Genomic DNA, 12,026 nt, shown 5'->3' on the forward strand with positions numbered 1-12,026 from the left:
GGGCGTGCAACGAGCGAGCATAGAGGCACCTTGTTCTCGATCTGCCTGTTTTTATGAAAGCCTTTCTTCCTACCATCTGGTTATGCACCTGCCTGTTGGGAGCGGCTGTTGCCATGCCCGTCCAGGCCGCTGCGCCTGTGGACAAGCCCGCTGCCGGTAGTGCTCGTTCGAGCCAGCCAATGGCCTCTGGCAAAGATCCGGCAAAGAAGGCTCCGGCCAGCAAAACCAAGTCCGGGGCCAATGCCGGCAAGACCCAGCCAGCGAGCAAGAAATCCGCTCCCGTCAAACAGTCCAAGTGGGCTTACCAGGACATCAAGACCCCGTTGGTCAGCCCCAAGCTGGACTTGAACCTGCCAACCGAAATGGTCAAGCACCTGCAACCCCTGGGTGCCGCGCCATTGCCCAAGCGCGCGCCGTTGCTGCCGCCGATGTTTGGCGAGAAGCCCAAGGAAAGTACGCCGTTCCAGCTCAATGGCCGTCTACTTACCAACGAGATGCAGCTGCAATTGCGCCGGGAAGAGCGCCGGGACATCGAGGGCGCCGCCCTGGATTTCGAGTTCAAGCAGTAAATTCTTTACCGCCCTTGTGACTGTCGTGGCCGACACTTTGTCGGAGACTGATCGGTCACGCACGGTTGTGCGTCAAATCCGTTCTTCGAGTAATTTTAAACGGCTGTTTTAGCGGTTACTCTTGGGCGGCGTCATCCCACTCTTTGCTTGTCGCGAGGAAATCTTCGTCATGAACTGCCGTGAAGGTTGTGGCGCTTGCTGCATCGCCCCTTCCATCAGCACCCCGATTCCCGGAATGCCCCAGGGCAAGCCGGCTGGAGAACGTTGCGTGCATCTTTCGGTCGAACACCTGTGTGGGCTGTTCGGCCTGCCTGAGCGGCCGGCGGTGTGTGGGGCCTTCCAGGCGGATGCCGAGATCTGTGGCGAGAGTCGTGAAGAAGCCATCCGCCTGATCGGTTGGTGGGAGCAAGTGACGGCGGCTTAGGGTGTTCTCAATGAACGGAACTTCAACAATAAGGAATAAGACAATGGGTTCGCTGCATCGAATTGCTGTGCTCTGTGGTTTAACCGTGCTGTTGTCGGCAACGGCTCAGGCCGAAGACTGGCAGACGGCCAAGGACGAAGACGGCATCAAGGTCTCCTTGAGCGAAGTGGCCGGTTCCAAGTACAAGGCCTATCGTGGTGTCACCACCATGAAGACCTCCATCGCCAAGCTCCGCGCGCTGCAAGAGGATGTAACCGGGGCTTGCGCCTGGATCCACGAATGCAAGGCCCAGAAGCTGCTCAAGCATGAGGGTGACCAGAGCTGGACCTACACCCAGTTCAACACTCCGTGGCCGGTCACCGCCCGTGACTCGGTCTTGCACATCACCACCAGCCAGGGCGCCGACGGCAGCCTGACCCGCAAGCTGGAGGGTGTGCCGACCTATATCCCCGAGGAAAAAGGCTTCGTGCGCGTGGCCCAGGTCGAGGGCTATTGGAAATTCGTGCCCAAGGGCGCCGACCAGGTGGAAGTGACCTATCAGGTCCATACCGAGCCAGGTGGCAGTGTCCCTTCCTGGCTGGCCAACAAGTTTGTGGTCGATGCTCCGTTCAACACCCTGAAGGCACTCAAGGCTCGTGCCGAGAAGCCTTGAGCGCAGTGCTCCATCCGTCATGCCAAAGGCCGCCTTCGGGCGGCTTTTTTCATGGCTTCGGGCCATGACACAGCGGAACGTTTGCCAGGGCCTCAAGGTCCAGATTATGTAGGCCCATACAGGGGCCATCGAGGAGGTATTGATGCAAAAGTGGCAAGTCACTTTCGTTGATGATCATGGTGTCCAGGCCGTCGAGGATTTCGCTTGCGAACAGCCACCGACCCTGGAGCTCGCCGCGCAGCTGGTGCGGGCCAGGCTACTGCCGGTGAGTGCCGAGCTGGATCTCAACGACCTGGAGGGGCGCACCGACATGCCCACTCTCAAGAGCCTGAAAGAGCAGAACAGCATTCAGATTCTGAGCATCACGCCGATTCAGTAAGTAACAGAGATGGTACCGGCCATGATTTCTGGCAGCGTCCAGAGGCAGGCGCTAATCTGCAAGCAAGGTCAGCGAATTCTTCACCAAGGCCTGATCTTGCCAGCTCCATGCTTGTTTCCTGGCGACCTCCCCCGGGTCGTGACACGGGTCTTTTGGGCCTCATTCGGGAAGCACGGAAAGTCTATCCATCGGTTTGAGGAGGACGTTTCATGAGCACAGCCTTTCAAGAAGACATCAGCAGCAGCGTGCTGCGCCGCATGAAAGAGGGCGGCTTCGATTTTTCACGTTTTCATCCCATCGAGTTCTACGCCATTTTTCCGGATGAGGAGCGGGCGCGCAGGGCGGCGGGACACTTTCGCGGCGAATCCCTGAATGCCCAGGTCAGCCCGCGTGACGATGGTGCCTGGTATTTGGAGCTGAGCAAGGTGATGTATGCCACCCATGGCGGCATCGGTGACTTCGAACAGGACTTCGAAGCGGTGGTCGAGCCCTTGGGGGGCATCATCGAGGGCTGGGGAGTGAAGCATGAGATTCGTGGGCGGCTGATATAGCCGGATAAGCGCATCGAGAATGACGATTGGCCAACCCACGGGTTGGCCAATTGCATTCCAGGGCCCGCAAAGACAAAAAAAGCCACCCGGGAGGGTGGCTAAAAGGGAAGACCGGTCTTGAGCGGGAGCCGGTCAGGAGAGTCCGGATCCGTTGGTCGTCGGCGTCATCAGGTTTGCAGCAGCGGTTTCATCAGGCAGGTGAAGTGCTGCTCGATGGGGGCGATTATCCGCCGGCATGCGCAGTGGGTGAAATCGACTCTGGCTATGCCAGTGATAGCCAGGGTCTTTACTCGATCCGGGCAGGGACTCAGGGCTGCTTGCGCCCGGCCATGTGGCGCAGGTAACCCAGTAGCAGCTCCAGTTCGGTATCGGGCAGGACGCTGTTGCTGAAGCCCGGCATCTTCGCCTGTGGCCAGCGTCGCAGGCTCTGTGGGTCGCGGATGTAGCGCTTGAGGAAGTCGCCGCCGAAGTATTCGGTGGGATTGTAGGGGACGTTCAGGTCGGGACCGAACTGCGAATCCCCGGCGCCGTTGAGCCGATGGCAAGCCAGGCAGTTTTTCTGGAACAGGGCAAAACCCTGGTTCACCGGATCATCGGCGGCTAGCGCGGGGTCCGGCCGCAGGGCCGGGAAACGTTCGGCCACCGGCGCCAGGCGCTGGATCCGTGCCACCTGGAACGGCCACTGCTCGGGGCTGATATGCCCGGCCACAGGGTTGCTCCATACCAGGTAGAAAGGGCCGGCGCTGGGTTTGCCGGCTGCCAGTGCAGGCCAGGGTCGACGTGGATCCTCGATGGCCAGCCAAGCCCGGGCCCCCTGGCGCTCAAGCAGTGGTGCCGCGCTCAGTTCGGCGGCGAAGCCGTCCAGGGCCACGGCTTGCAAGTGGTCCTCGGGCTGGAGGCCCGGGAGCAGGTCGGCCAGGGGGACCGCGCGGTAGTGCATGTCACGCTTGTAGGAGACATCGTCCCGGATGCTGATATCCCGGGCCTCGGGGTGGCGCAGCAGCTCTTCGGTCTGCCAGGCTCGGCGGTCGGAGCCCAGGTCGATCAACAGTTGTGCGGCGTGCAGGGGCATGCTCAGCAACAGGGCGGTGTACAGGAACAGGGTTTTCAATTGATGGCCGTCGGATCGTCGTCAGTGGGTTCGTTGCCGGGCAGCACGTCGTCCGGTCGCGACACGTGATCGAACAAGGCGTCCCGGAGTTCTTCGTAGTTGCCGCCGTTCACGATACCGAAATAACCGCGCTGGATCAGCGTTTCCTCGGCTTCCAGGGCGTGCTGGTTGGTGTCGCTGTAGATCACCACCGTGGCGTTGGGGTCCAGCACCACCTTGCGCAACTGGTAGGCCAGGCCCTCGGCGCTGATGCCGGTGCCGTCCTCCAGTTCGAGGTTGACCTGCAGCGAGTTGTGCAGGTTGCCGGCGGCGAAGTCGCTGTCGTTGCGCAGATCCAGGATCAGGGCACCGTCGTTGATTTCATCCACGGCGCGATTGACGTCGATGATTCCGGCGTGGGCGTTGAAGGCGCTCAAGAGCGCGGCAAGTGCAATCCAATGGCGCATGAATCTTCCCCGTGATGTTCCCCAGGAAGACTGGCACACAAGTGCGTGCCCCGGTAGGAACCGGGGACAATTTTATGACTCGTTGATCGAGCCGCCATGAATCAACCGATCACCTTGGTGAGGTTCGGCAAGATCAATAGCAAGGTGGTTGCGAAGAGGATGAGTCCTGCCTGGCGAACTTTCGAGTGTTTGAACATGGCTGAATGCCTTTTGTTGTTATTCCTGAGCATCAATGCAAGCCGGTTCCTGTTCTTCACTATGGGCCGGCCATGTTTCCATTTTCTTACCTGTCCCGGTGCAAAGACCCTCCGGGACTTCCTACAGTTTCTACCTTAGGGGCCTGAATCCCTTGGCTTAGATCCAATTCGTATGAACTTATCGCGGGATTCGATAAAAACCTTATAAGTTCCTCCCGGTCCCCCATGGCCGCCCTTTGGCTAGACAGCTCGCGACCCTTTGTCGGGCTATCCATTAGCTGCCTACCGTTCGTCTGAGCATCACCGTCAAGGCGGCTGAGCGCATCGGTCATTGAATCCGATGCTGGCGCGCCTAAGGTGGGAACTCGACATTTTCTCCCTGCACAAACGGTTCGAGGACGTCATGACCCAAGCTTTGATATTCGATGCGTTACGCACGCCCCGTGGCAAAGGCAAGGCCGATGGCGCCTTGCACAGTGTGAAGCCGGTGAACCTGGTGGCGGGGCTGATGCGGGCCCTGCGCCAGCGTTGCGAGCTGGACACCAGCCAGGTGGACGATGTGGTCCTGGGCTGCGTGACGCCCATCGGCGACCAGGGCGCCGACATCGCCAAGACCGCGGTGCAGGTCGCGGACTGGGATGTCAGCGTGGCCGGGGTGCAGATCAACCGCTTCTGCGCCTCGGGCCTCGAGGCGGTGAACCTGGGGGCGATGAAGGTGCGCTCCGGCTTCGAGGAACTGGTGGTGGTCGGTGGCGTGGAGTCCATGTCGCGGGTGCCCATGGGCAGCGACGGTGGCGCCTGGGTGCTGGACCCCGAGACCAACCTGCACAGTCACTTCACGCCCCAGGGCATAGGGGCCGACCTGATCGCCACCCTCGAAGGCTTCTCTCGCCAGGATGTCGACCGGTTCGCCCTGCAATCCCAGCACAAGGCGGCTCGCGCCCGGGCTGGCGGTGCCTTCGCCAAGTCCCTGGTGCCGGTGCGCGACCAGAACGGCCTCCTGCTGCTGGACCATGACGAATTCATCCGTGCCGACTCGACCCTCGAGGGCCTGGGCAACCTCAAGCCGAGCTTCGAGATGATGGGGCAGATGGGGTTCGACGCCACGGCCTTGCGGGTCTACAGCCACGTCGAGCGGATCGATCATGTGCACACCCCGGGCAACAGTTCCGGGATCGTCGACGGCGCGGCGCTGATGCTCATCGGCTCCGAGGCCAAGGGGCGTGAACTGGGCCTCGAGCCCCGGGCGCGGATCGTCGCCACTGCGGTCACCAGCACCGACCCGACCATCATGCTCACCGGCCCGGCACCGGCCACCCGCAAGGCCCTGGCCAAGGCCGGGCTGCGGGTCGAGGACATCGACCTGTTCGAGGTCAACGAAGCCTTCGCCTCGGTGGTGCTCAAGTTCATCAAGGACATGGCCATCGACCCCGACAGGGTCAACGTCAACGGTGGTTCCATCGCCATGGGCCACCCCCTGGGCGCCACGGGCTGCGCGATCCTCGGCACCCTGCTCGACGAACTGGAGGCCCGCGGCCAGCGCTATGGCCTGGCCACCCTGTGTGTCGGCGGCGGCATGGGCATCGCCACCATCATCGAACGCCTCTGAGCCCCGCTATCAAGGAATCCTTTCATGACCGATGCCATCCGTTACGAAAAAGGCCAGGACCAGATCGTGGTCCTGACCATCGACATGCCGGGCCAGAGCGCCAACACCATGAATGCGGCCTACCGCGACGCCATGGCCGCCACCCTGGCCCGGTTGCAGGCCGAGCAAGCCGACATCGCCGGGGTGATCGTCACGTCGGCGAAGAAAACCTTCTTCGCCGGCGGCGATCTCAACGAGCTGATCAAGGTCGGCAAACCCCAGGCTCAGGCCTTCTATGACATGGTTCTGGCCCTCAAGGCCCAACTGCGGGCGCTGGAGACCCTGGGCAAGCCGGTGGTGGCGGCAATCAACGGCGCGGCCCTGGGCGGCGGTTGGGAAATCTGCCTCGCTTGTCATTACCGCGTGGCCCTGGACGACAAGTCGCTGCAGGTCGGCCTGCCGGAAGTCACCCTGGGCCTGTTGCCCGGTGGCGGCGGGATCGTGCGCATGGTGCGCATGCTGGGCCTGGAGAAGGCCTTGCCGTACCTGCTCGAGGGCAAGAAGGTCCGGGCGCGGCAGGCGCTGCAGGCGGGCCTGGTGAATGAGCTGGCTGGCGACCGCGACGAGCTGCTGGCCAAGGCCCGGGCCTGGATCGCCAGCAACCCGACGGCCAGGCAGCCCTGGGATGTGAAGGGCTACCAGATTCCCGGCGGCACCCCTTCGAACCCGAAAGTGGCGCAGATGCTGGCCATCGCTCCTTCGATCCTGCGTACCAAGACCCAGGGCTGCTTCCCGGCGCCGGAGAAGATCCTCTGTGCCGCGGTGGAGGGCGCCCAGGTGGACTTCGAGACCGCGCAGTTGATCGAGGCTCGCTACTTCACCGAGCTGACCACCGGCCAGGTGGCGAAGAACATGATCGGCACCTTCTGGTTCCAGCTCAATGAAATCAACGCCGGCGGCTCGCGGCCCCAGGGCGTGGCGCCCCAGGCGACCCGCAAGGTCGGGGTGCTGGGCGCCGGGATGATGGGCGCGGGCATCGCCTATGTCAGTGCCGTGGCGGGCATCGAGGTGGTGCTCAAGGACGTCAGCCGCGATGCGGCGGAGAAGGGCAAGGCCCATTCCGCGGCTCTGCTGGAGAAGAAGGTCGGCCGTGGGCAACTCAGTGCCGAACAGCGCGACGCGACCCTGGCACGCATCCTCACCACCGCCGAAGATGCCGACCTGGCCGGTTGCGACCTGATCATCGAGGCGGTCTACGAGGATCGCGAGCTCAAGGCCAAGGTCTCCAAGGCGGCGCAGCAGGTGGTCGGCGCGCAGGCGGTGATCGCCTCCAATACCTCGACCCTGCCCATTACCGGGCTGGCCAGCGCGGTGCCCAATCCGGAAAAGTTCATCGGCCTGCATTTCTTCAGCCCCGTGGAAAAGATGCCGCTGGTGGAAATCATCAAGGGCGCCAAGACCAGCGACGAGACCCTGGCCCGGGGGTTCGATTTCGTCCAGCAGATCAAGAAGACCCCGATCGTGGTCAACGATAGCCGCGGCTTTTTCACCTCCCGGGTATTCGGCACCTTCACCAACGAAGGCATCGCCATGCTCGGCGAAGGCATCGCCGCGCCGATGATCGAGACCGAGGCCCGCAAGGCCGGGATGCCCGTGGGCCCGCTGGCGATCTCCGACGAAGTCTCCCTGAGCCTGATGAGCCACATTCGCCTGCAGACCACCAAGGACCTGCAAGCCGAAGGCAAGCCTGCCATCGAACACCCGGCATTCGCCGTGATCGACCTGCTGCTCAACGAGTACAAGCGTGCGGGCAAGGCGGCCGGTGGCGGTTTCTACGACTACCCGGCCGGTGGCCAGAAACATCTGTGGCCGCAGTTGCGTACGCGCTTCTACAAGGCCGACGGGCAGATCTCGCCCCAGGACGTGCGCGACCGGCTGTTGTTCATCCAGGCCATCGAGACCGTGCGCTGCGTGGAAGAGGGTGTGTTGCAGTCCACGGCCGACGCCAACGTCGGTTCGATCTTCGGCATCGGTTTCGCGGCCTGGAGCGGGGGCGCGCTGCAGTTCATCAACCAGTACGGGGTAGAGGATTTCATCGCCCGCGCCCAGTACCTGGCACGCCAATACGGCGAGCGCTTCAACCCGCCGAATCTGCTCCTGGAGAAGGCGCGCCAGGGCCAGTTGTTCTGAGCCTGGCGGGCGGGAAATGACGGGTCCCGGGGCTTGCCTTGCCGTGGTATTTCAAGGCAGGCTCTGGGGTGTTCGTTATTGCCATCGCCTTGTCAGGAATATTTTATGTCGCTACGCATCTGCATTCTTGAAACCGATATCCTGCGTCCCGAACTGATCGACCAGTACCAGGGCTACGGGCAGATGTTCCAGCGCCTGTTTTCCCAACAGCCCATCGCCGCGCAGTTCAGTGTCTACAACGTGGTGCAGGGCCAGTATCCGGCTGACGACCTGAAGTTCGATGCCTACCTGGTGACGGGCAGCAAGGCCGATTCCTTCGGTACCGATCCGTGGATCCAGACCCTCAAGACCTACCTGCTGGAGCGCTACGAGCGTGGCGACAAGCTGCTGGGCATCTGCTTCGGCCATCAGTTGCTGGCGCTATTGCTGGGGGGCAAGAGCGAGCGGGCGAACCAGGGCTGGGGCGTGGGCATCCACAACTACAAGCTTGCGGCCAAGGCGCCGTGGATGAGCCCGGTGGTGGAGGAGCTGACCCTGCTGATCAGCCACCAGGACCAGGTCACCGCCTTGCCGGAGAACGCCACGGTGATCGCCTCCAGTGATTTCTGCCCGTACGCGGCTTACCACATCAATGACCAGGTGCTGTGCTTCCAGGGGCACCCGGAGTTCATCCACGACTACTCCCGCGCCTTGCTCGACCTGCGCCAGGAGTTCCTCGGCGAGCAGGTCTACCAGAAGGGCGTGGCCAGTCTCGAGCACGATCATCACGGCACTACCGTGGCCGAATGGATGATGCGCTTCGTCGCCCACAAGCCCGCGGCGGCCTGAGGCAAGCCGTGGCCCCGCCTGGCGTGGGGCCACGTCGTTTCACAGCCAGCCTGAACGCTTGAAGCTGGCCCACAGGGCCACGCAGCCCACGCCGATGCAACCCAGTACGCCAAAGTAGCCGTAGTGCCAGCTCAGCTCCGGCATGTTCTGGAAGTTCATCCCGTAGATCCCCGCCACCGCCGTGGGAAACGCCAGGATCGCCGCCCAGGCGGCGAACTTGCGCTGCACGATGCTTTGCCGCGAGGCCTCCAGCAGCACGCCGATCTCGATGGTCTGGCTGGCGATGTCGCGTAGCGTCGAAAGGTCTTCCATCTGCCGTGTGACATGGATCTGCACATCGCGGAAATACGGCCGCATGTTCTTGTCGATGAAGGGGAAGCTGAGCTTCTGCAGGTCCTCGCTGATCTCCACCATCGGCGCCACGTGGCGGCGCAGGCGCAGCACATCGCGACGCAGGCTGTGCAGGCTGAGGATGTCGCGCTCGTTCATCGACTGGCACAACACGTTGCTCTCCAGTTCCTCGATCTCGGCGTGGATGGCTTCGCTGACGGGCTGGTAGTTCTCGGTGACGAAATCCAGCAGGGCATAGAGCACGAAGTCCTCGCCATGGTCGAGCAGCAGCGGGCGCGCCTCGCAACGCTGGCGCACATGGCCGTAGGAGGCCGAGTGGCCATTGCGGGCGGTAATGATGTAGCCATTGCCGGCGAAGATATGGGTTTCGATGAACTCCAGCTTGCCCTCGGTGCGCACCGGCGAGTAGGTGACGATGAACAGGGCGTCGCCGAAGGTTTCCAGCTTGGGCCGGCTGTGCTTCTCCAGGGCGTCCTCGATGGCCAGTTCATGCAGGTTGAATTGGCGTTGCAGGTTGGCCAGTTCGTGGGCGTTGGGTTCTTCCAGGCCGATCCAGACGAAATGCCCGGGCTTGGCCGCCCAGGCCGCGCCCTCGTCGAGGCTGATGTCCGTGACTTTCTTTCCGCCGCTGTAGACGGCGGCAGCAACAACTCTACCCATGGTTCAGGTTCACTTCTTCTTATCAAGGGAGCGGTGGCAAATCAGCAGCTTAGCCTGCATTGCAGCATCAGAGTCCCGGATAGAAGCCGAGTTCGCGCAAATAAAAGCCCGCACGGGGCGGGCTGGCGTGGAGGCAGGCGGTTCAGGCCGATTGCAGTTGACGATCCATGCTGGCGATGCACTCGAGCATCTGCTGGCGACACTGGGCCATCAGGTGCGGGATATCGTCCATGCCCAGGCCGGCGGTGGGGATCGCCGGCAGCGAGCGGATCAGGATCTGGCCGCTGTTCCAGCGGTTCAGGCGCATGTGCCGGGTGTAAGTGCTGGCGCACACCGGCACTATCGGTACCCCGGCGGCGATGGCCATCTGGAACGCACCGCGCTTGAAAGGCAGCAACTCCTTGCCGCTATTGCGCGTGCCCTCGGGAAACACCCAGATCGAGGTGTCCTTGTGCTGCAGGGTATGGGTGGTGGTGACGATGGAGCGCCGGGCCTTGTGCGGGTTGCCGCGATCGATCAGCACATTGCCGGCCAGCCAGAACAGCTGGCCGAAAAACGGGACCCATTTCAGGCTCTTCTTGCCGATGCACACGGTGCGTCGTGGCACCACATTGCCGAACACGAACAGGTCGTAGTTGGACTGGTGATTGGCGATGATCACGCAGCTTTGCGGTTTATCCATCAGCGGGCCGGTCTCGGACTTGAGCTTCAGGCCCAGGATGCGCATGGCTGGCCAGGCATAGAGGCGGGCGCACAGGCGGCTGTTGTCCGGGTTCAGGGGACGACACAGCGCCAGCAGCAGGCCTAGTGTGCCAGCGGCAATAAAGTGCAGTCCCATCAATGACATACGTAATAGATACAGCATCTAAACGACCCACCGCGCTGGGGACAAAGAGTCGCGCAGTGTACGAGTGTGCACTGTTTTCGGCAATTGCCATGCTGGATGGAAGGCGCTCTATATTGGAGCGTATATGCCGATGGGCGCGGGACCATGCGCGGTCGACGCCCATGAAAAAGCCCGGCGCGAGGCCGGGCCATGGGACAACGGGCCTGGTGTATCAGCCCAGGTGCTGCTGGTCTTCGCGGATGGCGTTGTCCAGGCTTTCCAGCAGGGCCTTGCGTACCTTCAGCTTGGTGTTCTTGTGGGCCACCATGTTGATCTTCTTCAACTGGCGCGCAGCGGCCAGGGCGGCGCTCTGGAGCTCTTCGGCGCTGACTACCTTGTCGAGGAAGCCGGCATCCACCGCGCTGTGCGGGTCGAACATCTCGCCGTTGATCACCGAGCGGTGGAAGGCCGAGCGCCGCAGGCGGTCACGGGCCAACTCGATGCCGGCGTGGTGCATGGTCATGCCGATCTGCACTTCGTTGAGGCCGATGCTGAAGGGCCCCTCGACACCGATACGGTAATCGGCCGACAGCAACAGGAAGGCGCCCTTGGCTACTGCGTGCCCAGGGCATGCGACGATCACCGGGAGCGGATGGGACAGCAAGCGCCGGGCCAGGGTCGAGCCCAGGGTCACCAGGGCCACGGCCTCCTTGGGACCTGCGGTCATGACCTTGAGGTCATAGCCGCCGGAGAGGATCCCTGGCTGGCCAGTGATGATCACCACCGCGCGATCGGCGGTGGCCTGGTCCAGTGCGGCATTAAACGCGGCAATCACGTCCGGGGAGATGGCATTGACCTTGCCATTGCTCAAGGTCAGGGTCGCGATACCGTCTTCGAGATGGTAGGAAATCAACTCACTCATGACGCAATTCCTTGTATTAGAAGTGCAGCAGAAGTTACCCAGCATGACCGGCCCGGTAAAGCGCCGTGACTGACTGATGAGTCAGGCTTTGCTCCGGACGGTAGGTCGCGCGGCCCGCTGGGCTGCACCCCTGTAGGTGCACGGCAGCCTGGAGCGAGCCGAAGATTGGCCGGTTTGCCGTGTGCCGCAGGGGCGTGCAGGCCCTGAAAACCAGAAAAGTGCTTAAGCGCATGAAAATTCTGAAAAAAACCTTTGCCATCTGAAAAGCTTTCGACTACATTAGCGCGCCTCGACAGACTGAATCGGTTTGAAGAGAAACGGTGAGGTGTCCG

Annotated in this window: 13 protein-coding genes; 8 read left to right on the top strand and 5 right to left on the bottom strand. The window is 62.4% G+C overall.

Features of this window, described 5'->3' with window-relative positions:
* Nucleotides 1–53: 53 nt before the first annotated feature.
* The 5 genes from ACK6AU_RS14810 to ACK6AU_RS14830 all read left to right on the top strand — a co-directional run bounded on the left by ACK6AU_RS14810 (nt 54) and on the right by ACK6AU_RS14830 (nt 2,575).
* Nucleotides 54–569: a translation initiation factor 2 gene (locus ACK6AU_RS14810; protein WP_409299740.1), complete on the top strand. Its 516-nt coding sequence runs from the start codon at nt 54–56 to the stop codon at nt 567–569.
* Nucleotides 570–738: 169 nt separating this feature from the next.
* Nucleotides 739–993 carry a YkgJ family cysteine cluster protein gene (locus ACK6AU_RS14815; RefSeq protein ID WP_185699537.1) on the top strand — a complete coding sequence of 85 codons (255 nt, stop codon included), beginning with the start codon at nt 739–741 and terminating at the stop codon, nt 991–993.
* A 43-nt stretch (nt 994–1,036) separates the two neighbouring features.
* The gene (locus ACK6AU_RS14820) at nt 1,037–1,645 is read left to right on the top strand and encodes an START domain-containing protein (protein ID WP_185699538.1); all 609 of its coding nucleotides are present in this window, start codon (nt 1,037–1,039) and stop codon (nt 1,643–1,645) included.
* 142 nt (nt 1,646–1,787) lie between these two features.
* Nucleotides 1,788–2,024: a hypothetical protein gene (locus tag ACK6AU_RS14825; protein WP_409299742.1), complete on the top strand. Its 237-nt coding sequence runs from the start codon at nt 1,788–1,790 to the stop codon at nt 2,022–2,024.
* A 209-nt stretch (nt 2,025–2,233) separates the two neighbouring features.
* Nucleotides 2,234–2,575, top strand: coding sequence for a ribonuclease E inhibitor RraB (locus tag ACK6AU_RS14830; RefSeq protein WP_185699540.1), 342 nt, complete (start codon nt 2,234–2,236; stop codon nt 2,573–2,575).
* Nucleotides 2,576–2,882: 307 nt separating this feature from the next.
* Here the strand turns inward: ACK6AU_RS14830 and ACK6AU_RS14835 are convergent, their stop codons facing one another.
* Nucleotides 2,883–3,647: a c-type cytochrome gene (locus ACK6AU_RS14835; protein WP_409299750.1), complete on the bottom strand. Its 765-nt coding sequence runs from the start codon at nt 3,645–3,647 to the stop codon at nt 2,883–2,885.
* Between the two features lie 35 nt (nt 3,648–3,682).
* Entirely contained in the window at nt 3,683–4,132 is a 450-nt protein-coding gene (locus ACK6AU_RS14840) for a rhodanese-like domain-containing protein (RefSeq protein ID WP_185699541.1), read from the bottom strand.
* Nucleotides 4,133–4,732: 600 nt separating this feature from the next.
* On the opposite strand from ACK6AU_RS14840, the gene ACK6AU_RS14845 reads away from it, so the two are divergent.
* The 3 genes from ACK6AU_RS14845 to ACK6AU_RS14855 all read left to right on the top strand — a co-directional run bounded on the left by ACK6AU_RS14845 (nt 4,733) and on the right by ACK6AU_RS14855 (nt 8,935).
* Nucleotides 4,733–5,938, top strand: coding sequence for an acetyl-CoA C-acetyltransferase (locus ACK6AU_RS14845; protein ID WP_409299745.1), 1,206 nt, complete (start codon nt 4,733–4,735; stop codon nt 5,936–5,938).
* A gap of 24 nt (nt 5,939–5,962) precedes the next feature.
* Nucleotides 5,963–8,107 (top strand): 3-hydroxyacyl-CoA dehydrogenase NAD-binding domain-containing protein, encoded by a 2,145-nt coding sequence (locus ACK6AU_RS14850; protein WP_185699543.1) that lies wholly within the window; start codon nt 5,963–5,965, stop codon nt 8,105–8,107.
* 105 nt (nt 8,108–8,212) lie between these two features.
* Nucleotides 8,213–8,935, top strand: coding sequence for an amidotransferase (locus ACK6AU_RS14855; RefSeq protein WP_185699544.1), 723 nt, complete (start codon nt 8,213–8,215; stop codon nt 8,933–8,935).
* Between the two features lie 39 nt (nt 8,936–8,974).
* Here ACK6AU_RS14855 and ACK6AU_RS14860 read toward each other — a convergent pair whose 3' ends face one another.
* From ACK6AU_RS14860 to ACK6AU_RS14870, 3 genes are all read right to left on the bottom strand, one after another.
* Nucleotides 8,975–9,946, bottom strand: a complete 972-nt coding sequence (locus ACK6AU_RS14860) for a magnesium and cobalt transport protein CorA (protein WP_185699545.1) — start codon at nt 9,944–9,946, stop codon at nt 8,975–8,977.
* 142 nt (nt 9,947–10,088) lie between these two features.
* The gene (locus ACK6AU_RS14865; RefSeq protein WP_185699546.1) at nt 10,089–10,811 is read right to left on the bottom strand and encodes a 1-acyl-sn-glycerol-3-phosphate acyltransferase; all 723 of its coding nucleotides are present in this window, start codon (nt 10,809–10,811) and stop codon (nt 10,089–10,091) included.
* A gap of 193 nt (nt 10,812–11,004) precedes the next feature.
* Nucleotides 11,005–11,694, bottom strand: coding sequence for a crotonase/enoyl-CoA hydratase family protein (locus ACK6AU_RS14870; protein WP_409299748.1), 690 nt, complete (start codon nt 11,692–11,694; stop codon nt 11,005–11,007).
* Between the last annotated feature and the right edge of the window lie 332 nt (nt 11,695–12,026).

This window comes from Pseudomonas sp. KCJK8993, assembly GCF_046230915.1.
Lineage (GTDB): Bacteria > Pseudomonadota > Gammaproteobacteria > Pseudomonadales > Pseudomonadaceae > Aquipseudomonas > Aquipseudomonas piscis.

Bases quoted from the DNA above. Each gene is read 5' to 3' on its own strand.
- ACK6AU_RS14810 (WP_409299740.1), top strand. From the start codon at position 54: ATGAAAGCCTTTCTTCCTACCATCTGGTTATGCACCTGCCTGTTGGGA.
- ACK6AU_RS14815 (WP_185699537.1), top strand. From the start codon at position 739: ATGAACTGCCGTGAAGGTTGTGGCGCTTGCTGCATCGCCCCTTCCATC.
- ACK6AU_RS14820 (WP_185699538.1), top strand. From the start codon at position 1,037: ATGGGTTCGCTGCATCGAATTGCTGTGCTCTGTGGTTTAACCGTGCTG.
- ACK6AU_RS14825 (WP_409299742.1), top strand. From the start codon at position 1,788: ATGCAAAAGTGGCAAGTCACTTTCGTTGATGATCATGGTGTCCAGGCC.
- ACK6AU_RS14830 (WP_185699540.1), top strand. From the start codon at position 2,234: ATGAGCACAGCCTTTCAAGAAGACATCAGCAGCAGCGTGCTGCGCCGC.
- ACK6AU_RS14835 (WP_409299750.1), bottom strand. From the start codon at position 3,647: ATGCCCCTGCACGCCGCACAACTGTTGATCGACCTGGGCTCCGACCGC.
- ACK6AU_RS14840 (WP_185699541.1), bottom strand. From the start codon at position 4,132: ATGCGCCATTGGATTGCACTTGCCGCGCTCTTGAGCGCCTTCAACGCC.
- ACK6AU_RS14845 (WP_409299745.1), top strand. From the start codon at position 4,733: ATGACCCAAGCTTTGATATTCGATGCGTTACGCACGCCCCGTGGCAAA.
- ACK6AU_RS14850 (WP_185699543.1), top strand. From the start codon at position 5,963: ATGACCGATGCCATCCGTTACGAAAAAGGCCAGGACCAGATCGTGGTC.
- ACK6AU_RS14855 (WP_185699544.1), top strand. From the start codon at position 8,213: ATGTCGCTACGCATCTGCATTCTTGAAACCGATATCCTGCGTCCCGAA.
- ACK6AU_RS14860 (WP_185699545.1), bottom strand. From the start codon at position 9,946: ATGGGTAGAGTTGTTGCTGCCGCCGTCTACAGCGGCGGAAAGAAAGTC.
- ACK6AU_RS14865 (WP_185699546.1), bottom strand. From the start codon at position 10,811: ATGCTGTATCTATTACGTATGTCATTGATGGGACTGCACTTTATTGCC.
- ACK6AU_RS14870 (WP_409299748.1), bottom strand. From the start codon at position 11,694: ATGAGTGAGTTGATTTCCTACCATCTCGAAGACGGTATCGCGACCCTG.